This window comes from Aquibium oceanicum (assembly GCF_001889605.1).
GTDB classification, from domain to species: domain Bacteria; phylum Pseudomonadota; class Alphaproteobacteria; order Rhizobiales; family Rhizobiaceae; genus Aquibium; species Aquibium oceanicum.
The window spans coordinates 2,616,210-2,639,217 of record NZ_CP018171.1 but is presented as its reverse complement, the minus strand read 5'-3'; the positions used below and the strand labels follow the sequence as shown (position 1 = coordinate 2,639,217).

25 protein-coding genes are annotated in these 23,008 nt (G+C 66.2%); 8 read left to right on the top strand and 17 right to left on the bottom strand.

Annotated features, from left to right (window positions below; genetic code table 11):
* Positions 1–86 precede the first annotated feature (86 nt).
* The 3 genes from BSQ44_RS26330 to BSQ44_RS12965 form a co-directional block, all read right to left on the bottom strand.
* Positions 87–419, bottom strand: a complete 333-nt coding sequence (locus tag BSQ44_RS26330; RefSeq protein ID WP_083534729.1) for an excalibur calcium-binding domain-containing protein — start codon at positions 417–419, stop codon at positions 87–89.
* Positions 420–503: 84 nt separating this feature from the next.
* Entirely contained in the window at positions 504–1,397 is an 894-nt protein-coding gene (locus BSQ44_RS12970) for an alpha/beta hydrolase family protein (protein ID WP_072604787.1), read from the bottom strand.
* Entirely contained in the window at positions 1,394–1,822 is a 429-nt protein-coding gene (locus tag BSQ44_RS12965) for an acyl-CoA thioesterase (protein WP_072604785.1), read from the bottom strand. Before BSQ44_RS12965 ends, BSQ44_RS12970 begins: the two co-directional genes overlap by 4 nt.
* Positions 1,823–2,024: 202 nt before the next feature.
* Here BSQ44_RS12965 and rirA point away from each other — a divergent pair, with 202 nt between their 5' ends.
* The 3 genes from rirA (at position 2,025) to BSQ44_RS12950 (ending at position 3,445) form a co-directional block, all read left to right on the top strand.
* A complete protein-coding gene (gene rirA / locus BSQ44_RS12960; RefSeq protein WP_072604782.1) occupies positions 2,025–2,486 on the top strand; it encodes an iron-responsive transcriptional regulator RirA in 462 nt (153 codons plus the stop codon).
* Between the two features lie 83 nt (positions 2,487–2,569).
* On the top strand, positions 2,570–2,884 hold the full coding sequence (gene hmuQ, locus BSQ44_RS12955) for a heme-degrading protein HmuQ (RefSeq protein ID WP_072604780.1): 315 nt from the start codon (positions 2,570–2,572) through the stop codon (positions 2,882–2,884).
* Positions 2,885–2,989: 105 nt separating this feature from the next.
* Positions 2,990–3,445, top strand: coding sequence for a contact-dependent growth inhibition system immunity protein (locus BSQ44_RS12950; protein WP_072604778.1), 456 nt, complete (start codon positions 2,990–2,992; stop codon positions 3,443–3,445).
* On the opposite strand, the gene BSQ44_RS12945 is transcribed toward BSQ44_RS12950, so the two are convergent.
* A complete protein-coding gene (locus BSQ44_RS12945) occupies positions 3,442–3,648 on the bottom strand; it encodes a replication protein (protein ID WP_235633234.1) in 207 nt (68 codons plus the stop codon). The genes BSQ44_RS12950 and BSQ44_RS12945 overlap by 4 nt on opposite strands.
* A 164-nt stretch (positions 3,649–3,812) precedes the next feature.
* Positions 3,813–7,421: a bifunctional proline dehydrogenase/L-glutamate gamma-semialdehyde dehydrogenase PutA gene (putA, locus tag BSQ44_RS12940; RefSeq protein ID WP_072604775.1), complete on the bottom strand. Its 3,609-nt coding sequence runs from the start codon at positions 7,419–7,421 to the stop codon at positions 3,813–3,815.
* A gap of 178 nt (positions 7,422–7,599) precedes the next feature.
* Between putA and BSQ44_RS12935 the strand changes: the two genes are divergently transcribed.
* Positions 7,600–8,073, top strand: coding sequence for an Lrp/AsnC family transcriptional regulator (locus BSQ44_RS12935; RefSeq protein WP_072604773.1), 474 nt, complete (start codon positions 7,600–7,602; stop codon positions 8,071–8,073).
* 7 nt (positions 8,074–8,080) lie between these two features.
* Here BSQ44_RS12935 and BSQ44_RS12930 read toward each other — a convergent pair whose 3' ends face one another.
* From BSQ44_RS12930 to BSQ44_RS12920, 3 genes are read right to left on the bottom strand one after another with little or no spacing between them, the layout of a single operon-like run.
* Positions 8,081–8,512, bottom strand: a complete 432-nt coding sequence (locus tag BSQ44_RS12930; protein WP_072604771.1) for a potassium channel family protein — start codon at positions 8,510–8,512, stop codon at positions 8,081–8,083.
* Between the two features lie 43 nt (positions 8,513–8,555).
* Positions 8,556–9,854 carry a cytochrome-c peroxidase gene (locus BSQ44_RS12925; RefSeq protein WP_072604768.1) on the bottom strand — a complete coding sequence of 433 codons (1,299 nt, stop codon included), beginning with the start codon at positions 9,852–9,854 and terminating at the stop codon, positions 8,556–8,558.
* Positions 9,826–10,257, bottom strand: a complete 432-nt coding sequence (locus BSQ44_RS12920; RefSeq protein ID WP_083534726.1) for a FixH family protein — start codon at positions 10,255–10,257, stop codon at positions 9,826–9,828. The genes BSQ44_RS12925 and BSQ44_RS12920 overlap by 29 nt, the downstream gene beginning before the upstream one ends.
* Positions 10,258–10,431: 174 nt before the next feature.
* On the opposite strand from BSQ44_RS12920, the gene BSQ44_RS12915 reads away from it, so the two are divergent.
* Entirely contained in the window at positions 10,432–11,373 is a 942-nt protein-coding gene (locus BSQ44_RS12915; protein ID WP_072604764.1) for a sugar kinase, read from the top strand.
* Here the strand turns inward: BSQ44_RS12915 and BSQ44_RS12910 are convergent.
* The 4 genes from BSQ44_RS12910 to BSQ44_RS12895 form a co-directional block, all read right to left on the bottom strand.
* A complete protein-coding gene (locus tag BSQ44_RS12910; RefSeq protein ID WP_072604762.1) occupies positions 11,360–12,379 on the bottom strand; it encodes an aldose epimerase family protein in 1,020 nt (339 codons plus the stop codon). The two genes, BSQ44_RS12915 and BSQ44_RS12910, sit on opposite strands and share 14 nt — an antisense overlap.
* A gap of 64 nt (positions 12,380–12,443) precedes the next feature.
* On the bottom strand, positions 12,444–13,901 hold the full coding sequence (locus BSQ44_RS12905) for an NAD-dependent succinate-semialdehyde dehydrogenase (protein WP_072604760.1): 1,458 nt from the start codon (positions 13,899–13,901) through the stop codon (positions 12,444–12,446).
* Positions 13,902–13,924: 23 nt separating this feature from the next.
* A complete protein-coding gene (locus BSQ44_RS12900; protein WP_072604758.1) occupies positions 13,925–14,929 on the bottom strand; it encodes an Ldh family oxidoreductase in 1,005 nt (334 codons plus the stop codon).
* A complete protein-coding gene (locus BSQ44_RS12895) occupies positions 14,930–15,859 on the bottom strand; it encodes a hydroxyacid dehydrogenase (RefSeq protein ID WP_072604755.1) in 930 nt (309 codons plus the stop codon).
* A gap of 135 nt (positions 15,860–15,994) precedes the next feature.
* Here BSQ44_RS12895 and BSQ44_RS12890 point away from each other — a divergent pair, with 135 nt between their 5' ends.
* Positions 15,995–16,294 (top strand): nucleotidyltransferase family protein, encoded by a 300-nt coding sequence (locus tag BSQ44_RS12890; RefSeq protein WP_072604753.1) that lies wholly within the window; start codon positions 15,995–15,997, stop codon positions 16,292–16,294.
* Complete coding sequence (locus BSQ44_RS12885) at positions 16,294–16,647, top strand: HepT-like ribonuclease domain-containing protein (RefSeq protein ID WP_072604750.1); 354 nt, start codon at positions 16,294–16,296, stop codon at positions 16,645–16,647. The genes BSQ44_RS12890 and BSQ44_RS12885 overlap by 1 nt, the downstream gene beginning before the upstream one ends.
* 3 nt (positions 16,648–16,650) lie before the next feature.
* On the opposite strand, the gene BSQ44_RS12880 is transcribed toward BSQ44_RS12885, so the two are convergent.
* Both BSQ44_RS12880 and BSQ44_RS12875 read right to left on the bottom strand, forming a co-directional pair.
* The gene (locus tag BSQ44_RS12880; protein ID WP_072604748.1) at positions 16,651–17,832 is read right to left on the bottom strand and encodes a UxaA family hydrolase; all 1,182 of its coding nucleotides are present in this window, start codon (positions 17,830–17,832) and stop codon (positions 16,651–16,653) included.
* 67 nt (positions 17,833–17,899) lie between these two features.
* Positions 17,900–18,187: a UxaA family hydrolase gene (locus tag BSQ44_RS12875; RefSeq protein WP_072604746.1), complete on the bottom strand. Its 288-nt coding sequence runs from the start codon at positions 18,185–18,187 to the stop codon at positions 17,900–17,902.
* A gap of 109 nt (positions 18,188–18,296) precedes the next feature.
* Here BSQ44_RS12875 and BSQ44_RS12870 point away from each other — a divergent pair, with 109 nt between their 5' ends.
* Positions 18,297–19,031, top strand: a complete 735-nt coding sequence (locus BSQ44_RS12870) for a GntR family transcriptional regulator (protein WP_072604743.1) — start codon at positions 18,297–18,299, stop codon at positions 19,029–19,031.
* Positions 19,032–19,089: 58 nt separating this feature from the next.
* Here the strand turns inward: BSQ44_RS12870 and BSQ44_RS12865 are convergent, their stop codons facing one another.
* The 3 genes from BSQ44_RS12865 to BSQ44_RS12855 form a co-directional block, all read right to left on the bottom strand.
* The gene (locus BSQ44_RS12865; protein ID WP_072604741.1) at positions 19,090–20,040 is read right to left on the bottom strand and encodes an AEC family transporter; all 951 of its coding nucleotides are present in this window, start codon (positions 20,038–20,040) and stop codon (positions 19,090–19,092) included.
* 113 nt (positions 20,041–20,153) lie between these two features.
* A complete protein-coding gene (locus tag BSQ44_RS12860) occupies positions 20,154–22,547 on the bottom strand; it encodes a pyrroloquinoline quinone-dependent dehydrogenase (protein WP_235633233.1) in 2,394 nt (797 codons plus the stop codon).
* Positions 22,544–22,912 carry a hypothetical protein gene (locus BSQ44_RS12855; protein ID WP_072604739.1) on the bottom strand — a complete coding sequence of 123 codons (369 nt, stop codon included), beginning with the start codon at positions 22,910–22,912 and terminating at the stop codon, positions 22,544–22,546. The genes BSQ44_RS12860 and BSQ44_RS12855 overlap by 4 nt, the downstream gene beginning before the upstream one ends.
* Positions 22,913–23,008: the final 96 nt, after the last annotated feature.

Sequence of the window (23,008 nt, the reverse complement as noted above, 5' to 3'; positions counted from 1 at the left end):
AGCGGCTTGATGGCCACATGTCCACGACATTTGTACAGTCGTACAAGAAAAAAGCGCGCGTGTTCAGCGGGTTGGCCGTGGCGGGGCTACCGCCCGTAGTAGGGCTCGCATGCAATGCCGTCGCCGTCGCGGTCGAGATGTGCCGAATAGGCCGGGTGCCAGCGCGTCATGGGCGCGATCCCGCGCGCCCGCGCTTCCGCGCAGTTTCGGGGCGGCGGGCCGGAATAAGCGGGTCCCGAAAAACTCGTCAGCAGCGATCCGAGACCTGGCCCCACAAAGCTCGTGAGCCCAATCGCCGCGAAAACTCCCGCGAAGCCGACCTTGCGCAGGATGGAGAGCGACTTGTGTGGATCCAGCGTGCTTGAGCGATCCGGACGGGCCCGGCGCGCAGCTGCTCGGTAAGGACGTGTCTTGCTCATGCGCGACAACTTACACGCGATGTCCTAAGGGCAGCTTGGCACCGAGGTTCGAATCTTAATCAAACCGCTCTGCGAGATTGCGTGTCAGCGCATGCCGTCCAGGAATGCCAGCACCGCCTCACGCATGGCGGGGGTTTCCACATGCCCGGTGTCGGGCTCAGAAACATGCCGCAGACCTGCTTCCGCGCCAGCCGCCCGGTACGCGGGCTGGCACTCTGCCAAGGCTTTCTCGACCGCCGCGGGCGGGGTCAGCGGGTCCTTCGCTCCGGTGCAGATCAGTTGCGGCCGCGGGGCGATCATGCCGGCGATGCGGCCGAACGAGGTCTGCGCCAGAAGGCCCGGAATTGTCATGTAATGCCCATGCAGGTCGTGGGCGCCGGTTTCGATCAGCGTCGCGAGGTCGGCGAAGCAGCAAAGATGCGCAACGCGGGCGATGCGCGGCTCGATTGCGCCGAGGAAATAGGCATGCGTGGCGCCCATCGACAGCCCGAAGGCCGCGATGCGGTCCGGATCGACGTCGGCGCGCGACGACAGATAGTCGAAACCCGCGAGAAGATCGGCGAGCATCTCGCCCATGAGGGTCCTGCCCTGCCAGAGTAGCGCCTTCGAAAGCGCGTCTTCCTTCTCGTCCGCGCGCTCGCCGAACGCCGGCATGTCCAGGCAGAGCGTGACGAAACCGCGCCGTGCGAGCAACGGCCCGTAAGGCCCGAGAAGGCTCGGCCTACCATCGGTAAGCTCCGACGCACCGATTTCATACCGGGCGCCATGTGCATGGCAGTAGAGTACCGCCGGCCGGCGCCCCGCCGGCTCGGACGGACGCGTCACGAAGGCGCGGGCGCGGCGGCCGTCGCCGAGGTCAAGGGTCAGGGTTTCGGTCGCGATCCCGTCGGCGTCCTCGACGGCGCGCACGATGACCCGTTCCGTCACAACTGGCCGTTCGGGAACACGAAGCAACTGCCGAAGCGCGGCGGGCGTCATGCGTCCGCCGTCCCTGCCCCCGCTTCGAGCATCTCCCTGAGTGGTGCCATCCGACCGGCCCGCAGCTGGCCGTCTTCGCGAATGAACAGACCGCGCACCTCGAAGCCTTCCACCGTCAGCCGGTCGTCGATCCGGCCTTCGTAGGCGATCCGCAGGGTCTTTTCCCGCCACTCCACCAGGCGGGCCGTCAGGACCAGCGCGTCGCCGTCCTCGGCCGGCGCACGAAACGCGCCGCCGACCTCGATGAGGCCAATGCCGATGGAACCCAGTTTCCGCGACACGGCGGCATGGCCGCCGAAGCGCTGGAGCAGCGCGTGGAACGTCGCGTCGAACCAGCGGAAGTGGTTGGGATAGTAGACAATACCGGCCGGGTCGCAGTCGCCGAAGCTCACCTTGATCGTGCAGGTCTGCAGGATTTCGCTCACCTCGTCCGCTCCTGGCCCCGTTGCCGCGGGCGCTTCGTAGCCTGTTCGCGTCCTGACGCAAAGACCGGGCTGCCGAAGCGGGCGCAATCCGATCACTAAAACATGAAAACGAGTCTCATGTTTTTTCGCCTTACCCTCTACCACATTGTCTGGAATCCTTCTAAAGAGGACGCCGAGCCATACGGCAGCAAGAGGAAGTCCCATGCGGCTGACCCGCCAGACCAACTACGCGATCCGCATCCTGATGTACTGCGCGGCCAATGACGGGCGCCTGAGCCGCATCCCCGAGATCGCGCAGGCCTATACGGTTTCGGAGCTCTTCCTGTTCAAGATCCTCCAGCCGCTGGTCGAACACGAACTCGTGACCACCGTGCGCGGCCGCAACGGCGGCGTGAAGCTCGGCCGGCCGGCCGCCGAGATCACGCTGTTCGACGTCGTGCGCGTAACCGAGGAGAGCTTCGCCATGGCGGAGTGCTTCGAGAACGACGCCGCCGACTGCCCGCTGATCGACAGCTGCGCGCTCAACGCCGCGCTGCGCCAGGCGCTCGGCGCCTTCTTTGATGTCCTTGAGAGCCACACGATCGCCGACCTGATCAAGGATCGGCCGATGATGCGCGATCTCCTGAAGATCGATGCCACCACCGGCCACGCCATCGCCAACTGACGCCTAGAACGGTCGCGGACCGCTGAGGAGCGGGCCGCATAACGACCCTCCACCCAGCAACTCGCGTAAAGAGGGACGATGCGATGTACATTGCCATGAACCGCTTCAAGGTGAAGACCGGCTCCGAAACCGATTTCGAGAACGTCTGGAAAGGCCGCGATTCCAGCCTCTCCGAGATGAAGGGTTTCAAACAGTTCCACCTGCTGCGCGGGCCGGTGAACGAGGAGGAAGGCTACACGCTCTTCGCCTCGCATACTGTCTGGGAAAGCTACGAGGATTTTTCCGCCTGGACCAAATCCGAGCAGTTCCGCGCCGCCCACAAAAATGCCGGCGGCAACAAGCCGCTCTATATCGGCCATCCGCAGTTCGAGGGGTTCACGCCGGTCGAGGGGGCCTGAGAGAGGGGCGTCCGCTCCATCTCTCGTCTGACCCGCGGCTAGCGACAAGGGTCTTGGCGGTTCACAGGAACCGACGCGAATGGTCCATCAAGACGGATGATTCCGATGGCGCGATCTTCCAAGCACCGCCGATCAAAGTCGATCGAGGAGCGCACGCTGGAGGAACTCGACGGCGAGCGATGGGGCGAGCCTTTATTCGATTCCTACGTCGTCCGCACCTGTCATGCCCTCCGGCGCAAACCGCTGAAGACACTGACCGATGAGGAACTGCGTCTGGCCGTTGGCCAAGGCATGGGATTGGAATGGCTGGTCCCGCTCATGCTGAAACGCCTGGCACAAGACCCGTTTCGCGCTGGCGATTTCTTTGAGGGGGCTCTCCTGGCGAGCCTTGCGCGCGTTCCGTCAAGCTACTGGACCGGGCATCCCGCGGAGAAGTCGATTCTTGCGACCGAGGTCGTGGCGGCGGCCCTTTCGGATGTCCGATTGCCTTCGATGACCAGGGAAGCACGAGAGGCATTCGTCGCTCTCAACGCTTCTTCGGCAGAGCCTTGCCGAAGCTAGAACCTCTCCTCTCGAACGGATGACCCTCCGTCCCAGGAGGAGGCGAACTCCATGACCTCCTCAATCGATTGATCTTCGTGGCTCGTGGTGGCGATGAAGCGGTCGGTTTCGAAGCCGTCACCGACGATGATGTCATCTATGGTCTCCTCGATATCGGCAGCACCCGCCCCCGCGATGGCGATCAGACGGACGCCGTCGCGCAAGCAGTCCTCGACGAATTGATCGAGCCTGGAAGGATCGGCCAGAGGCGCGCGGAGCACACGGCTACGGATTTGCCAGAGGCAGGTTTCATGGCTGAAAATGACACCAGACGTTCGCCATCCCGCTCATATCGGTCGTCCACTGGTTCGGCATGTCGACCCGCGCATTACGCCGCAGCCAGCAGGCTCGCATTCCCGCCCGCCGCCGTCGTGTCGACGCAGACGGCCCGCTCGTGCGCGTAGGCGGCTGGTGACAGCGTTTCGGAGATCAGCGGCACGATGGGACCTTCTCGCGCGGCGAGTGCTGCGCGCAGGGTGCGCTGGTGCTCCTCTTCCGCCGCGCAGGCGACGGCGTCCACGTCGATATCCGTGAGTTTCCCGGGCTCCACGATGCCGTCCAGCGCGGCGACCGGTAGGCCTTTCGACATGAGCGGTTGCAACGCGGCCGACGCGCCGGGCGCTACGGCCAGCACCGCGTTGCCGATGGCCAGCGCCTGCACCGCCTGCATCAAGATAAGGTCCGGATCCGGCCCGAGGCAGAGCACGCGGCCGCGCGGGACGAGCATCAAGGTGTTGGCCTCACCGGTCGGCCCCGGCAGGTCGTAGGGTCCGGCGTCCAGCCCCGCAGCTGCCGAGACGGCATCCGCGGCCTTCCCCCGCAACAGCTTGCGCAGCGCACCGACCCGATCGGCCCGCGTCGCCCAGCCGCCGCGCTGGTTGTCGGGAAAATGCTCGGCGATCATCGCCGCAGTCACCGTTTCGCCTTCGCCCGCCGACGACCGGCGCTGCGCGGACCGGCGGAAACGGCGCAGATAGTGCGGTCCGCCGGCCTTAGGGCCCGTGCCCGACAGGCCTTCGCCGCCGAAGGGCTGCGAGCCGACGACAGCGCCGATCTGGTTGCGGTTGACGTAGAGATTGCCGGCATGCACGCCGTCGACGAAGTGCTGCACCCGCGCCTCGATGCGCGTGTGCAGCCCGAAGGTCAGGCCGTAGCCCTTCATGTTGATGGCGGCGATCACGCGGTCGATCTCGTCGGCCTCGAAGGTGGCGACGTGCAGCACCGGGCCGAACACCTCGCGCTCCAGTTCGCCGATGCCCGACACGCGGAAGATGTGCGGCGCGACGAAGCGGCCGTCAGCCGGCGCATCGAGCTTCGCGATCAGCTTGCCCTTGGCTTCCATCTCCTCGCAGTAGGCGCGGATCGAAGCCTGCGCCTCCTCGTCGATCACCGGGCCAACATCGGTCGAAAGCGTGCGCGGATCGCCGACGACCAGCGCCTCCATGGCGCCGCGCAGCATCTCGACTACCTTCCGCTCGACGTCCTTTTGCACGTAGAGGATTCTGAGCGCCGAGCAGCGCTGGCCGGCGCTCTGGAACGCGGAGGCAAGGATGTCGCGCACCGCCTGCTCGGGCAGCGCGGTGGAATCAACCACCATGGCGTTGAGCCCGCCGGTCTCGGCGATCAGCATCGCATCCGGTGCGGCTGACTGCGCCATTTGCCGCTCGATTCCCTTTGCCACGGCAGTCGAACCGGTAAAGCACACGCCGGCGATGTCTGGGTGAGCGACCAGCGGCGCGCCGACAGACGGCCCGTCACCGGGCAGAAGCTGCAGCACCTCGACCGGGATACCGGCTTCATGCATTAGCGCGACGGCGCGCGCGGCGATCAGCGGCGTCTGCTCTGCCGGCTTGGCGATCACGGCATTGCCGGTGACCAACGCCGCCGCGATCTGGCCGGTAAAGATGGCGAGCGGAAAATTCCAGGGCGAAATGCACACGATCACGCCGCGCGCCTGCGTTCCGGTCTCGACCTTCTCGGCTTCGGCCGCGTAGTATCGCAGGAAGTCCACCGCCTCGCGCACCTCGGCGATGCCGTCGGCCAGCGTCTTGCCCGCCTCGCGGGTGCAAAGCGCGAAGAACTCCGCCGCGTTCTCCTCGTAGAGGTCGGCGGCGCGGAGCAGGATGTCCGCGCGTTCGGCGACCGGAACTGCGGCCCAGTCCGGCTGCGCCGCCTTGCCGATAGCCACCGCCGCCGTCGCAGTCTCCGCGTTCGCTTCCACGACGGTGCCGACCGTCTCGCCCGGGCGTGCCGGGTTGAGAACCGGGCGCTCCTCGCCGGAGACCGCTCCCGTTGTCGGACCTGATTTCCACGGCTGCCCGGCCTCAAACGGGGAGCGCTCCTTCTCCAGCCGCGCGATCGTCACCGGATCGGTGATATCCCAGCCCTTCGCCGCCTTGCGGTCGCGGCCGAAGATCTGCGACGGCAAGGGAATCGCCGGGTTGTGCGCCTTGCCCTGTTTTTCGACGACCTCGAACGGATCGCGCGCGATCTCGTCGGCGCCGACGTCCTCGTCGACGATCTGGTGCACGAAGGAGGAGTTGGCGCCGTTTTCCAGCAGCCGCCGTACGAGATAGGCTAGCAGGTCGGAATGCGCGCCGACGGGGGCATAGATGCGGCAGCGCGTCCCTTCGGCCTTGCGCACCGCCTCGTGCAGCGCCTCCCCCATCCCGTGCAGGCGCTGGAACTCGAAGCTGTCGCGGTCCGCCGCCATCTCCAGGATCGCCGAGACGGTGTGGGCATTGTGAGTGGCGAACTGCGGATAGATGCGGTCGGTCATGCCGAGCAGCTTCTTCGCGCAGGCGAGGTAGGAGACGTCGGTATTGGGCTTGCGGGTAAAGACCGGATAGCCCGACAGCCCCATCGCCTGTGCGCGCTTGATCTCGGAATCCCAGTAGGCGCCCTTGACCAGCCGCACCATGATGTTGCGGTCGAGCCGCCGCGCCAGTTCGTGTAGCCAGTCTATCACGAAGGGCGCGCGCGGCCCGTAGGCCTGCACCACCACGCCGAAGCCGTCCCAGTCCCGCAGTTCCGGCTCGGCCAGCGCGCGCTCGATCACGTCGAGTGAGACGTCCAGCCGGTCGGCCTCCTCGGCGTCGATGTTGAGCCCCATGCGGGCGTGACGGGCGGCGATCGCCAGCGACAGCAGCCGGTCGACCATGACCGGCATCATGCGCTCCTTCTGCGTGAACTCGTAGCGCGGATGCAGCGCCGAGAGCTTGACCGAAATGCCGGAGTTGCGGCGTATGTTCGTGCTGGTCGCACCGGCATCCAGCGACGAGATGGCGTCGGCGTAGGCGCGGTGGTAGCGCCGGGCGTCGGCCTCGGTGCGAGCCGCCTCGCCGAGCATGTCGTAGGAATAGAGATAGCCCTTCTGGGTATAGGGCCGCCCGCGCTTCACCGCCTCGGGAATGGTGCGCCCGAGCACGAACTGCTCACCCATTTCGCGCATGGCGGCCGACACTGCGGTTCGGATCACCGGCTCGCCGAGACGCCGCACCATACCCCTGAGCGTGCCCTCGATTCCGCCCTGCCCCTCCTCCAGCACCCGTCCCGTGAGCATCAGCGCCCATGTCGAGGCGTTGACGAAGATCGAGGTGGATTCGCCCGAATGCGCCGACCAGTCGTGCGGCGAGATCTTGTCGCGGATCAGGTCGTCCATGGTCTCCGCGTCCGGCACCCGCAGAAGCGCCTCCGCCAGGCACATCAGCGCCACGCCTTCCTGTGTCGACAGCCCGTATTCCGACAGGAACACCTCCATCAGGTGCGGGTCGGTCGACTTGCGCACGGTCCGCACCAGGCCTTCTGCGCGCGCGGAGATCTGCGCCCGTTCGTCGCCGGAGAGGTTCGCCTCGGCGACGAGGCGACGAAGCGTTTCGTCTTCATCGGGCAGGTAGTTGGCCCGGATCGCATCGCGGAGGCTGGCAAGTGACGGCATGGCGAAATCCTTGCAGGAACGACACCGATTAGGCGCGGCGTGGCCGATGGGGTCAAGCCGTGGCGCCTCGCATTCCTGATTATCACAGTCCGGGCCGTGCGCTCGGACCGCATGGTTGCCAGTGACGCGCCGGACGTGCCAAAACTGCAATGAGTGTTGGGTCATATGGATTAGGATCATGGCATTGGTAGATCGTCTGGACCGCATCGACCGGAACATCCTCGCCGCGCTCTCGCGCGAAGGGCGCTTGTCGATGTCCGAGGTGGCTTCGAAGGTCGGGTTGTCCAAGACGCCGGTGCAGGCGCGGGTGAAACGGCTGGAGGCGGAGGGCTATATCCGCGGCTATGCCGCCATGGTCGATCGTGAGAGGATGGGCGAAGGCCATGTCGCCTTCGTGCAGGTGAAGCTGTCGGACACGCGATCGGCCGCGCTCGATGCCTTCAACCGGGCTGTGCTTGCGGTGCCCGAGGTCGAGCAGTGCCATATGATCGCGTCGAGCTTCGACTATCTGTTGAAGGTGCGCACGACCGACATTGCGAGCTACCGCTGGGTGCTCGGCGAAAAGATCTCGGCGCTGCCGCACGTCTCCCAGACCTCCACCTACGTCGCCATGGAGACGGTGAAGGACAGTTGGCCGCGCGCGAGCCGCTGACACCGCGTCAAAAATGCTCGCCGGTCCGGAACGGCCCGACGCGGATGCCGGCCGCGATCAGGTAAGCCGTCGACCAGCCGATGAGCAGGAATCCGTCGACGCCCTCAAGTGCCGCGAAGAGCCGCCACTCCTGCGCCGGGATAACGTCGCCGTAGCCGAGCGTCGAGAAGGAGACGGTCGAAAAGTAGAGCGCCGTCTCGAAGTCGCCGACCACGCCCAGCCCGTAGTGGAACGCGGCCCAGAGCCACACCTCGACGGTCATGACGCAGAAGATGCCGATCACGGTCGACACCATCGCCAGGATGCGGCTTCGCCTGCCCCTGGTACGAAAGCGGGCGGTCAGCTGCGCCATCACGTGCGTGATGGCGATGAGCCCCCAGGTGTGGATCACCACGGTGAGGGAGATGACGAAGGCGCCGAGCGCGAGGTTCACCAGCATGCCCGCTCCTATCAGGATTGCACGACACCGCCCTTGCGGAGAATCAAGACGGACCGGCGCTCCCGTTCGTCCCAGCCTCTACCGACCCCTCCCCAGACACCGGATCCAGTGTCTTCAGGAAAGCGATCAGCGCCTGCCGGCCGCGCTCGGTGAGCACGACGGGGTCGAGTTCGGTATGGCCGACCGGCGCCGCGGGCGCGCGGCTGTAGTGGTCGATCACCTCTTCCAGCGTCGCGATTTGTCCTGAGTGCATGTAGGGCGGCCGCCCAGCGACGCCACGCAGCGACGGCGTCTTGAAGGCACGCTCCAGTTCGTGGCCCTCGCGCAGCATGAAGCGGATCTCGCCGCACTCATCCGGCTGCGCGTCGCTGTAGGAGCCGAGGCAGTTGAACGGATCGGCGAGCAGCGTGGCGATGGCGCCCGCCCGGCCGCGATCCTCGGGCAGGCCGTCCGCCGCCGGCACGCCGGTGTTGTGGAAATGGTCGTCGGTCAGCCGCGGACCGTTGTGGCAGTCGATGCAGTTCGCCTTGCCAATGAAGAGCTTCAGCCCTTCCAGCTCGAGGTCGTCGAAAGCCGCCTCCCCCGCCGGTTCCTCGCCGGCTGAAACCGCCGCGGCGAAACGGTCGAAGCGCGTCGGCTCGGGCGCGAGCGTGCGCTCGAAGGCGGCGATCGCCTTGCCCAGATTGGAGAAGACGCGGTTCACCGCGTCCCGCCGCTCCGGCGTCAGCGCATCCCACGCCTGCTTCTCTTCCGGACCGCCGAAAGGACCCGCATTCTCCGGAAGTCCTTCAACGTCGGGCAGCGGGCCAAAGAGCGCCTCGTAGGCGTCCCGGTGTTCTTGAGCTACCGCGCGCACGAAGGCCGTGCGGTTGCCGCCATGCTCGACCGGGTTCTCCATCGGTCCGAGCGCCTGTGCCCAGAGACTGTCGGCGCGCCCGTCCCAGAACTGCCAGGGGCTCCACGCGACACCGGAAAGCGGCATGGTACGCCGGTTGGTGCGGCCGATGCCCCGCGCGAGCGGCAGGTCGTCCTGGAAGTGCCGCTCAGGGACGTGGCAGGTGGCACAGGCGACGCCGTCGTTGGGGCTGAAGCCGGTGTCGAAGAACAGCGCCTCCCCGAACGCCGCCGCGCGCGGGTCCTGTGCGACCCGGTTAGACGGATCGGGCGGAAGCGGCGGGAGTGCGGCGAGCGACAGGGACGCGATCTGCTTCTTCTCGGCATCGGAAAAGGCGGTCGGCTCGCAGCCGGCCAGCGGCAGGAGCGCAAGGACGACAGCCGCCGAAAGGAGCGTCGCCCGCCGCGTCTTCCCTTTTCTAGAGGACGATGTTGAAGTCGACCTCATCCATCCTCCCATCGGCGGCGATGGCGAACTTCAGTTCCCACCATCCGCCCATGTTGAAGCGCACCCCCTCGATTCTATACCGGCCGTCGCCGAGTGAGCCGGTGACGGCGGGGCTGGTCGGCAGGCCATGTCCATGCTGCGGCATGCCGCCGTCGATGGCGATCTCCGCCGCTTCGACCGGCACACCGTCCGGGGTCTCGACGGTGAGAATCCACGCGTGCAGCGGGCCCTGCCGGAGGGGTTCGGATTCTGGCGCGATCGTCACCTGGAAGAGGCCGTTCGCAGTCGCCTTGGAGCGGGAAAGGTCAAGGTCGTCGGGTGGCGACATGTGTATCATCATGTAGACGCCGATGGCGGCGGCCATCGCCACGAGTGCCAGCACGACGAAGATCGTTTTCCGCATTCCCGACATTCCCGATTGGCCCGTCATGGAGTGGCGGCACCGTTCGAACGACCACGCCACCCAACCGCTAGACCTTCCAGTCCCGGCAAGGTCAAGCGGAATTTCCGGTGACCACGATCCCCTCGCGCCGAGCGCGCTTCCGGTATAGATCGACCTTACCGGAGAGGAGATCACATGTCTGGAACTGGTGTCGCATCGATCGGCGAATGCATGCTCGAACTTTCGGGCGCGGGCGAAGAGACCTGGCGCATGGGCTTTGCCGGAGACACGTTCAACACGCTCTGGGCGATCCGCGCTCTCAGCGAAGAAGCGCAACCGACGGACTACGTCTCGGCCTTCGGCGACGACCCGTTTTCCGACCGGCAGATCGCCTTCCTGCGCGATCACGGCATCGGGATTGCTTCCAGCCCGGTGATCCCCGGCGCGCGGCCGGGCCTCTACGCCATCACGCTCGACGGTGCGGAGCGCTCGTTCACGTACTGGCGCTCTGACGCGGCGGCGCGGCGCCTCGCCGACGATCCCGACGCGCTCGCGGCCAGCCTGGAGGAACGCGCGCTGATCTACTTTTCAGGCATCACCCTGGCGATCCTCCAGGAGGATGACCGCGGGCGGCTGCTCGCCGCAGTCGCCGCTGCCCGCCGGGACGGGGCGAAGATCGCCTTCGATCCGAACTACCGCCCCCGTCTCTGGGGTTCGGTCGATGCGGCCCGGCAAGCGGTGGCAGAGGCGTTGACTCACTGCGACATCGCGCTTCCGACCTTTCCCGACGAGCAGGCGCTCTACGGCGACGTCACGTTGGAGGAATCCGCCGAACGAATCCGCAAGGCCGGCGTGGCCGAGATCGTCGTCAAGAACGGATCCGAGCCCGTCCTGTCGGTCTGGGCCGGTGCGGTGGACACCATCGACGCGGTCCACGTACCGAACCCGGTCGACACCACCGGCGCCGGCGACAGCTTCAACGGCGCATACCTCGCAGCACGCCTCGCCGGCGATGCGCCCGCGGAAGCGGTGCGCCGCGCCCACAGGGTCGCGGCTGCTGTCGTGCAGGTGCGCGGGGCGCTGGCGCCGGTTGCTGTCCTTCGCGAGGCGTTTGGCGCCGCCCTCACGGCAGTCTGAATCGATACTCCGTCACCTGCCGGTAGCGGTCGCCCGGCCACAGCAGCGCCTGCGGGAAATAGGACCGGTTCGGCGAATCCGGCCAGATCTGCGGCTCCACGGCAAAGCCGGCATTGGCCTTGTAGATGCGGCCTCCGAGGCCGGGCTTCTCGCGCGCCACCTTGTGGCCGTCATAAAACTGAAGGCCCGGCTCTGTCGACCAGACTTCCATCTCCACGCCCGAATTGGTGCCTTGCGCCCAGGCCATCTGCTTGAGCGGGCCACGCGACGCCGATAGGCAGAAATTGTGGTCGTAGTCGACGTGCTTGCCGCCGAAGGGCAGACCGATCGGCCGCGGCATCAGGAAGTCGAACGCCGTTCCCTCGACCGGTTGCACGACGCCGGTCGGGATCAGTTCGCCGTCCACCGGCAGGTACGCCTGCGCGGGGATCATCATGCGGTGACCCAGGACGTCGTTCATCCCGCCGTCGTTCAAGTTGAAATAGGAATGGTGGGCGAGATTGCAGAGCGTCGCCTGGTCAGTGATCGCGCTGAGTTCGACCGACAGCGTGCCGGGCAGTTTCAGGCGGTAGGTGCACTGGATGTCGAGCGTTCCGGGAAACCCCATGAAGCCATCGGGATCGCGCAAAGCCATGGTAACGAAGTCGGAGCCGCGATTGTCCAGCCTCCAGACACGCTTGCCCGTGCTCTTGGATCCGCCGTGCAGCGTGTGCTTGCCGAGAAAGTTGGTATCGGTCTGGAAGCGCTGCCCCTCGATGGTGAAGCGGCCGCCCGAGATGCGATTGGCGTAGCGGCCGGCGATCGCACCGAAGTAAGACGAATAGGCGGGATAGTCCTCGAAGCTCTCGAAGCCGAGCACCAGTGGCGCGTCGTGCTCGGCCAGCCGCAGGTCCTGCACGACGGCGCCCCAGGTGAGGATGCGCGCCGTCAGGCCGCCGCCCTTGATCTCGAGGCGATGGACCGCTTCGCCTTCCGCCGTCGTCCCGAATTCCTCGGCATCCGCCATATGGCGCTCCCGTCAAACCGGCACGGCCTTGCGGCGCGTCGCCCTGGATCAGTTTCGCTGCCGGCTAGAGGCCGAGGCCGCCGATGCAGACGTACTTTGTGTCGAGGTAGTCCTCGATGCCCTGGTGCCCGCCCTCGCGGCCGAGACCGCTCTCCTTGACCCCGCCGAAGGGCGCCTCGGGCGTGGTGATCAGTCCCTCATTGACGCCGACCATGCCGTATTTCAGACCTTCCATGACCCGGAAGGCGCGGCCGAGGTCAGAGGTGTAGAAATAGCAGGCAAGGCCGTATTCGGTGTCGTTGGCCAGCGCTACGGCCTCTTCCTCGGTCTCGAACTTGAAGACCGGGGCGACGGGCCCAAAAATCTCTTCCTTCATGAAGCGCATGTCGGGCGTGGCGCCGGAAATCACGGTCGGCTGGAAGAAGGAGCCGCCGAGGTCGTGGCGCTTGCCACCGGTGACGACCTTGCCGCCCTTGGCGGTTGCGTCGCCGATCAGTTCCTCGACCTTCTCGACCGCCTTGTCGTCGATCAGCGGGCCCTGCTGCACGCCCTGGTCCAGTCCCGATCCGACCTTGAGCTTGTCCGAAGCCTCGGCCAGCTTCTCCACGAACCTGTCGTGAATGCCCGCCTGCACGAAGAAGCGGTTGGTGCAAACGCACGTCTGGCCGGAATTGCGATACTTGGCGACCATCGCGCCTTCGACCGCGCGGTCGATGTCGGCGTCGTCGAAGACCAGGAACGGCGCGTTGCCGCCGAGTTCCATGGACACCTTCTTGACGGTCGCGGCCGACTTCTCGATCAGAATCTTGCCGACCTCGGTCGAGCCGGTGAAGGTGATCTTCTTGACCAGCGGATTGGCGCAGATCTCGTCGCCGATCTCGGCGGCGGAGCCGGTGACGATGTTGACCACGCCGGCCGGAATGCCGGCTTCCTCGCACAGAAGTCCCCAGGCAAGACCGGAGTACGGAGTCTGCGAGGCGGGCTTGACCACCGTCGTGCAGCCGGCGGCGATGGCCGGGCCGATCTTGCGGGCTAGCATGGAGGATGGGAAGTTCCACGGCGTGATGGCGGCGATCACGCCCACCGGCTCGCGCGTCACCAGGATTCGACGGTCGGCCCAGGGCGACGGCACGACGTCGCCATAGGTGCGGCGCGCTTCCTCCGCGAACCACATGATGTAGGCGGCAGAAGCGCCGACCTCGCCCTTGGCCTCGGTCAGCGACTTGCCCTGTTCCATGGTCAGGAGTTCGCCCAGCGCGTCCTGGTTGTCCATGATGGCGTCGTGCAGCCGGCGCAGCATCTTGGACCGATCGAGCGCCGAGGTCTTGCGGAAGGTCTTGAAGGCTTCGGCCGCGGCTTCGATGGCGCGCTTGGTCTCGGCCTTGCCGGATTTCGGCACTGTGCCGATCTTGAGGCCGTTGGCCGGGTTGGTGACGTCGATGGTGGCGCCCGAATCCGCTTGCACCCATTCGCCGCCGATAAGGTTCGCCTGGCGCATGTAGTGGCTGGTTTTCTGCAACATCGGGACGCCTCCTTGGCCCGCCTTCAACCGGCGGCTATCTGTTCGATTTCAATGACGAGCGCGGCGTCGGCAGGGATGCCGTCGCGCCGAAGGCGTTCACGAATAGCCTGCCTCCTCGACCCTGGCAACCGCGCGCCATCCATGCCCGCGACGAGCCCCGCCATCTCCGCGAAGCGTGACAGAGACCCGGTGCCGAAGGCCTGAGGGTCGATCGCGATCAGGAGTTGTCCGGTGGCCGGCGGCGCACCCTCGGCGTCGAAGAAGGAGGATTGTTCGTAGGCATAGTTGGCGCCGGTCAGACCGGCGCATAAGAGCTCGACCATGAGGGCTAGCGCCGTGCCTTTCGCATCGCCGAGAGGCACCATGGTTCCGGCAAGGGCCGCCTTGGCATCCGTGGTGGGGTTGCCGTCGACATCCAGCGCCCAGCCCTCGGGGATCGGCTCCTTCTTCTGGTTTGCCGCCATGATCTTGCCGCGCGCCACCTTGGACATCGACACGTCGACCACCACCGGCAAGCCGCCCTCCGTCGGGCAGGCAAAGGCGATCGGGTCGGTTCCGTAGAGCGGACGCCGCCCGCCCCAGGGCGCGATCGAGGCCGGCGCGTTGGCAAACATCAAGGCCACGAGGCCTTGCTCGGCCAGAGCTTCGACCGCAAGCCCGGCGACGCCGGCATGATGCGAGCGATAAATGCCCGCGGTCGCGATGCCCTGCTCCGGCGTGATCGCGAGCAGTTCCCGCGCGGCCAGGCCGAGCGCGGGATAGGCGAACCCGAGTGCTGCATCGACATGCACGGCGCCCGGCCGGGTACGCTTTGCGCTCGGCGTGGCGAAGCCGTCGACCTTGCCGGCTCTGGCCTGCGCGGCGTAGGCCGGCACGCGGCGCAGGCCGTGACCGCCCTGCCCCGCCAGTTCCGCGCCGATAAGCGCATCCGCGACTTGCGCCGCGTTGTCCGGCGAGGTCCGCGATGCCATCAGGGCGGCCACGACCAGCGCATGCGCCTCGGCGACACTCAGCAGTCTTTCCGACATTCAGGCCTTCTCCAGATGCGCCAGCACGGTCCGCGCGATCAGGTCCGAGACGCGAAGGTTGGACTCGACCGTGACGCCCGCGATGTGCGGCGTAAGGATGAGATTGTCCAGACCCGAGAACTTCGCGCCCGCCTCGGCCGTCAGCGGCTCCGTCTCGAAGACGTCGAGCGCCGCGCCGCCGATCCTGTTAGCCCGCAGAGCCGCCGCCAATGCCTCCTCATCCACCACGCCGCCGCGTGCGGCGTTGATGAGGATCGCGCCCGGCTTCATGGCAGCGATCTGTTCGGCTCCGATCATCCGGCGCGTCGCCTCCGTCAGCGGCACGTGCAGGCTGACCACGTCGGATATCGCCAGAAGTCCATCCAGCGAGACGTTGCGCGCCAGTTGCCAGGCCGGATCGCTGGCGAGCAGCATGGGATCGTAGGCGGCGACCTGCATGCCGAAGGCCTGCGCCCGCCACGCCACCTCGCGCGCGATCGATCCCAGCCCGACGAGCCCCATGGTCTTGCCGGCCAGCTCGCGCCCGATAAGGGTCTGCCGCGGCCACTTGCCGGCCGCGACGTCGGCGCTCGCCGAATAGGCGCCGCGCAGCAGGGTCATGGCGGCCGAGACCACGTATTCGGCAACCGACAGGTCGTTGGCACCGGTCGCCGGGTAGACCGCGATGCCACGTGCCTTGCAGGCGTCAACGTCGATGTTGTCGAGCCCGACGCCCAGCCGTCCGACACAGGAGAGTTTGTGCGCCACGTCGAGCAGTGCGCCACGGACCTGCGTGCGGTTGCGCACGATCACCGCCCGCGCATTCGCGACCGCACGCGCAAGGTCCTCCGGCCGGTCGACCAGGCCCGGATCGTAGAGCGTCTCGTGCCGCTCCTTCAGCCGCTCGACCGCGGCTTCGTCCATGAACTCGGTGATGACGATGTCGGGCATCCTTGCCTTCCCCTCCGGATATCAGCCGTTCCTCGTGCCAGCATGCGGCGCAACAGAGCGCCTGGCACCCGCCTCCCCGCGATCCGCTTTTTGCACTATATTCGAACCGTCGAACCGTAGGACACGGCGCCGGTCATGACACGCGAGGAAATCATAGCCAGGCTGAAGGAGATGGAGCCGCAGCTGCGCGCGCGCGGCATCACGCGCCTGCAGATATTCGGCTCGCGTGCACGAGGAGATGAGCGGCCGGACAGCGATCTCGATCTCCTGATCGAATACGATCCGCCGCCGCACGTCTCGAGCTTCGATTTCTTCGGGATCGGGCCGGACCTCAGCGAGGAACTCGGGATCCAGACGCAGGTGACCGAGGTCTCGGAGGCCATGAAACCCCGCTTCAGGGAGAGGATTGCCGACGACCTTTTGCAGGTCTTCTGATGAAGCGCCTCGACACCGACTGGCTTCAGGACATCGTCGAGGCCATCGATGACATCAATTCTACCCTGTCGGGGATCAGCAGATCCACGTTCGAGAACGACCGGATGCGGCAGGCCGCTGTAAGCCATTTCGTGATGGTCATCAGCGAAGCGTCGCGAAACGTGCCCGATGCCTACAAGCAGGCGTTTCCGCTCATAGAATGGGGCGAGATCGCCGGGATCGGCAACCGCATCAGACACGGCTACTACGAGATTCGCAACGACGTCCTCTGGAAGATCTACGAACTCGAATTGCCCGCGCTCCGACACACGATTCTCCAATTGCTCGCTAACGCCGGCATCGAACGCGACTGATCCTCACGCGCTCCGATAGAGCTTCGTCATCACGAACTCGCGGTGCCCCAGCGCCTCGGCGGCTGTGTTGCGGCCGTTGGCGGTCCGTACGATCATGTCGATCAGCGCATCGCCGGCCTCGTCGATCGTCATCTCGCGGCGCAGAATGCCCGACACGTCGACATCGACATGCTCGCCCATCGTTCGCACGGTGCGCGGGTTGGCCGTGATCTTGATCACCGGCACGATCGGATTGCCGATCACGTTGCCCTGTCCGGTCGGGAAGGTGTGGATGACGTAGCCGCCCGCTGCCATCAGCGTCACGCACTCGGCCGCGGCGGACGAGGAATCCATGAAGTAGAGCCCCTCGCCCGATTTCGGCGCTTCGGCTGGCTCGAGGATGTCGATGTATCTCGACGTCCGGCCGATCTTCTCCAGGTTGCCCAGCGCCTTTTCCTCGATGGTGGTCAGGCCGCCTTCGATGTTGCCCTTGGTCGGCTGGCTCTCCGACAGGTCGTCGGTCTTGTGCGCCTCGATCACGTCCTCCTGGTAAGCCTTCCACATGGCGTACCAGCGCTCCCCGACTTCCGGATTGATGGCGCGCGCCTTGGCGATGTGTTCGGCGCCGGTGATCTCCGAGGTCTCGCCGAAGCAGCCGTAAATGCCTTCCGGCAGGAGCTTGTCGTACATGTTGCCGACGGTCGGGCAGGAGCCGAGACCGGTGGTGGTGTCGCTCTCGCCGCACTTGGTCGAGACCCAGAGCTCCGAGATAGAGCATTCCTCGCGCTGAAGCTCGGTGGCGTAGTGCACAAAGTCCTTAGCCTTGCGGCTGGCGTCCATTATCGTCTTCAGGTCGCCGTTCTGCTCGATCGAGAAGCCTGCCACAGGCTTTCCGGTCGCCGCGATGCCGTCGACGATCCGCTTGGTCCAGCCCGGCTCGATGCCGATGACGACGACCGCCGCCACGTTGGGGTTAGCCCCGGTGCCGATCATCGTGCGGAAGAAGAGGTCGAGGTCCTCGCCGAACTGCAGCCGGCCGTAGGCGTGGGGCAGCGCGATCGTACCCTTGATGTTGTTGGCGACCGCCTCGCAGGCAGCATTGGAGATGTCGTCCACCGGCAGGATCACCACGTGGTTGCGCACGCCGACGCGGCCGTTTTCGCGCCGGTATGCTCTAACCGTCATGTTGGAATATCTCGACGCCATCGGCCGCCCTTCCCTTGTGTCGAACCACTCCGGCGCGCGCGGGTGCCGCCGCGCGCCGCCAGGAGCATCACCAGCGCTTCGTTTTGAGATTGTGGACGTGAACGTGCTCGCCGCGCGCCACATCGGCGACGAAGCGGCCGATGTCCTCGCCATACTTGATGGCCGTATCGCCGCTGGCGAGTTCCTTCAGCGCTACCTTGTGGCCGATCGGGATGTCGGCCTTCGCTTCCACCTCGAACGAGGAGTTGTCCGCCGTTACCACCGCCAGCATGGTCGTGCCCGCCTTCAGGCCTTCCACGACGACCACGCCGACATTGTCCTTGTGCTCGTGGACGAGGAGGTGGGGAATGCTCATGGTGACGGCCCGGCGGATAAGAGTCTTATATAAGACATAAGATACGAAATGATGGCGGAGTCAATCGCGACGCGCTAACAAGAAGCCGTTGCGAGACCGGAAGACGAGCATGGACCAGAGCGGCGCCGTCGCGCCATTTCCCTACAAACCCCTCTACGTGCAGGTCAGGGACCAGTTGGTGCGCCGCCTGATCGAAGGCCTGTGGCAACCGGGCCAGGTGATCCCCTCCGAAATGGAGCTGGCGCGCGAGGTCGGGGTGAGCCAGGGCACGATCCGCAAAGCGCTGGACGCCATGACGGCCGAGAACCTGCTGATCCGGCAGCAGGGCCGCGGCACCTTCGTCGCGAGACCCGAGGAAAGCCGTATCCTGTTCCAGTTCTTCAGGCTCGTCCCCGATGGCGGCGACGTCACCTTTCCGAGTTCGCGCATTCTTGCCAGCCGGTCGGAAGCAAGCGGCAGCCTCGAAGCCGCTGCGTTGGGGATCGCCGAGGGCGACGAGATCTGGCGGATCGACCGCGTCCGTACACTCGCCGAGACGCCGTCGCTGGTGGAGACGATCTGGCTGCCGGCGGCGCGCTTTCCGGGCCTCGGCGATCTCGCGGAGATCCCGAACAATGTCTACGGCCTCTATTCGGAACGCTGGGGCATCACCATCGCGCGCGCGAGCGAGAAGCTGAAGGCGGTCGCGGCCACCGGGGCGGAAGCGCCGCACCTGCGCTGCGACATCGGCACGCCGCTTCTCGAGATCACCCGTATGGCACTCGATCTCGAAGGCAAGCCGGTGGAACTGCGCGTCTCCCGCTGCCTCACCGGCGCGCTCCACTACCGCTCGGAACTCGGCTGAGCCGCCTCACCTTCCTCTTGCGCTGACGCAATTGAGAGGCGGGATCTTCGAACGCCCTTCAGCCGAAGATCGCATGGAGGACGGTAATCCAGAAGGCTGTGGTGGCGACGCCGAGCCCCGTGGCGATCGTGATCATGTTCGAGGCCAGCGCCTGGCCGGTTCCGAACTGCACCGCGATGAGATAGCAGTTGACGCCAGCGGGCAAGGCTGCCGTCAGCACGACCACCGAGGCCGCGAGAGGCGGCAGACCGAAAAGCAGCACCATGCCCAGCGCGATCGCCGGCATGACGAAAAGCTTCAGCGCCGCGAGCGTGAAGCCCGCCCGAAGGTTCCCCGAGATGCCATAGCGGCGCAGCCCCAGCCCCATGGAGAACAGTGCGAGCGGCCCCGCAATGCTGCCCAGCCCGTCGACGAAACGCGCGGCGAGCGACGGCAACGGCAGGCCCATCAGCCGCCACAACAGACCGCACACGATGCCGATGATCAGGGGGTTCGTCGCGAGCTTCCGCACGAAATCCTTCAGCAGCGCCGCCGGCCGAAGCCCCTTCTCGCCGCCCCGTTCCAGGATCGCGAAGATGATGATCGTCGCGGCCATCATGATGCCGAGGTGCACCGACACGATCAGCGCCAGCACCTCGAATCCGGCCTGGCCGTAGACGCCCAACACAAGCGGCAGGCCGAGCAGGACGGTGTTGGAGAACGACGACGATACGCCGCCGACGACGCCCGTGCGCGCATCGCGTCCAAGGACGCGGGTGGTGACTAGATGCCCGATGGTCCACGCGAGCGCCACGGCAGAGAAGTAGCTCGCCCAGAGCGCCCACGGCGCGGTTCCATGGAAATCCGCCGACAGCATGGTGCGAAAGAGAAGCAGCGGCAACGCCACGCCGACGGCGAATTCGCCCAGGGCTTCACCGGCCTCGGCGCGCATGAAGCCGGTGAGACCGGCCAGATAGCCGATCGCGACCAGACCAAAGATGAAGAATGCGGCTTCGAGCTGCGGGGACATGCGACGCGTGATAGGCGAAGCACGCAAGGCGGGCAATCGACCAATTCGGCCGGGCCGCCCGCCAGATTAGGCCGACGGATATCGCCGCCGCCCGGGCAAGCCGGGCGCTGCGGTCACTCGACAGGAAGCGCGTAGACCGCGACCTGGTCTCCGACCTGGTTCTTCAGGATCGGATTGCCGCCGGCAATGAAGGCGACGTATTGGCGCCCCTGGTGTTCGTAGACGGCCGGATTGGCGACCGCGGGAGCGTCGACCTGCGCCTTCCAGAGTTCGGCGCCAGTCTCCAGCGAATAGGCCCGCACCTTGGCGTCCATCGACGCACCGATGAAGATCAGCCCGCCCGCGGTGACGGCCGGCCCGCCGATCGTGGGCGACCCCATCGATCCGGGCATGTAGAAGCCGTATTTCTGCGACGCGCCCATGGGCCGGCGCCACTTGATGTCACCCGTCGTCATGTCCACGGCCGCGATCTCGCCGTAGGGCGGCTCCCAGCAGGGCATGCCCAGCCAGTTGAGCGCATTGTTGAGCGACATGCCGTAGGGCGATCCCTTCTGCGGGTGGAAGCCGCGCTCGGCGACGAAGCTCGATCCGGAGGCGCCTTCGCCGGTCAGCCGGTCGTACTCCTCGCGCGGATAGAGCTGCAGGTACTGCACAACGTGGGAAAAGTTGACGATCGCCGTCTGGCTCTCAGGATCAAAGGCGACGCCGCCCCATTGCACGCCGCCCGCCGAATTGGGGAAGTTGTACATGCCGCGGCCGCGCGTGGTGGGCGGTGTGTACATGCCCTCGTACCAGAGATCGTCCCACAGTGCGGAGCACTCCCCGAAGCCGACTGCATCGGCGATCCACCAGATGCCGGTCTTCTCGGCCTGGTCCAGCAGAGGTGCCGGCTTCGTCGGGAACGGCTGGGTCGGCGCATAGACCTCGCCCTCGACCGTGCCGTCGCCGCCCGGCACCGGCCGTTCCTCAATCGGCCACACGTCCTCGCCGGTCCGCCTGTCGACGACGAAAAGGTAGCCCATCTTGGTCGCCTGAATCAGCGCCGGGATCTGCTCTCCGTCCACCGTGATGTCGACCAGCGTCGGCGCGGAGTTGATGTCGTAGTCCCAGATGTCGTGATGCACCCACTGCCGCGACCACACCGGCTCGCCGGTCTCGATGTCGAGCGCTGTGGTGGAGGTAGCGTAGGGGATCGGGTCGGTGCGGTTGCCGCCCCAGTAGTTGGGCGACGGGCTCGCGACCGGCAGGTAGACGAGGCCGAGCGCCTCGTCGGCCGACATGTGAGTCCAGACGTTGGCGGTGCCGGTCTGCGCGCGAACCTCGGGCGGGATCGTGTCGAAAGACCACTGCAGTTTGCCCGTCTGCGGGTCGATCGCAAAGACGTTGCCGGGAGGTGCTTCGGCGTACTCCCAGTCGGAACCGGCCCAGCCGAGGATCAAATGGTTTCCGACCACGGTGGGCGGCTGCAGCAGTGAGAACGGAAACACCGCGTTGGTCTGGTTCCACTGGTTGACGTTGAGCACGCCTCCGTCGGCGAAATCAGGGCAAAGCCTCCCTGTATCGGCGTCCAGCGCGATCAATTGCGCATCCATCGTGCCGAGATAGACGATCTTCTGGCAAAGCTCGCCTTCGACAGGATCGTCCGCCTCCCAATAGGCAACTCCGCGGTTCTTCAGTGCCGGCTGGGTGAGCGCTTCGAGCCTCGACTTCGAATCGAACACCCACCGCTCCTCGCCTGTCGCCGGATCGAGCGCGATCACGCGGTAAAACGGCGTTCCGATGTAGAGCGTGTCGTTGGCATGGACCGGCGTTGCCGACCACACCGTCTGCGGCAGATCGCCCGAACCGTCCGAGACATCGCCCGTATGGTACTCCCACACCTTCTCGAGGTCACCGACGTTCCGGGCGTCGATCTGGTCCAGCGGCGAATACTTCTGTGCGTTCAGCTGGCCGTGAAAACTGTCCCAGGTCGGCGCCTCGGGCACGAGCGGCGCGTCGGGATTGGCGATCCGCCGCTCCTGTTCCCGCGCCACTCCGGCCTCGCCCTCCGGCGTCGATTGGCCTTCGGCGGCATTTTCCTGCTCGACCTCATCCGTCTCGTCTCGTGTTTGCGCAGGAACCGTCGCCGGCTGTTCTTCTTGTGTCACCGATCCTGGCGCCGGCTCGGCGGGGGCTCCAGCCTGTCCGGATGCCGCGTCCGGCGGGGCAGGTTCTTCGGCGGCCGCCGGGTTTTGCGCGATCGCCGGTTCTTCTGCTCCCGTTTCGGGAACTGCCGGTTCTCCGGCAGCTTCTCCCGCCGGCTCGGGCTCCTTGGCCGGTTCGGCCTGCGGGACAGGTTCCGACGCGGCTGGCGTCTCGGGCTGAACCGGCGAGGTTTGTACCGGACTGTCTTCCGGCTGCGCGCTTTCCTGCGCTTTGCCGGCATTTGCGCCGGCGCCCAGCGCGACAGCAAGTGCGAGGAGCGCCGTCGAAGTCACGCGGAGTTTCTTGCTGGATACGGACATCATGCGGTTCTCACTGCTCTTTCTCTGGACCGGACCGCAAGCGCGAGGATGAGAGCGAGCGCCACCAGCACCATAGCCGCCATCAGCCACCACGCGTGGAGAAACCAGGCCGCCACCAGTGTCCCGATCGCGCCGAGGAAACCGAGGGTCGCAATGGTCGCGCGAAGCGCTCCGGACGGGAGAAAGAAGAAGATCAGAGCATCGAGCGCGAGCAGCAGGCTCGCCACTACGACGAGCATTGCTCCCGCGGTGCCCCCGATGCCGCTCGACCGGTCGAGATAGCTCCAGAGAGCGATCCCAGCGCCGACGAGTGCGGCAACCAGCATCAGCGCCGCGCCCCCGTTGGGCCTGAAGTGATAGCGGGACATACAGCCTCCGGCGGATGATCGCAGACCGGCGCCGGACGACGCGGGCCATATCTCACCGAACCGTTTCAGGCGAGGTATGTTCCGGCGATGGTGGCT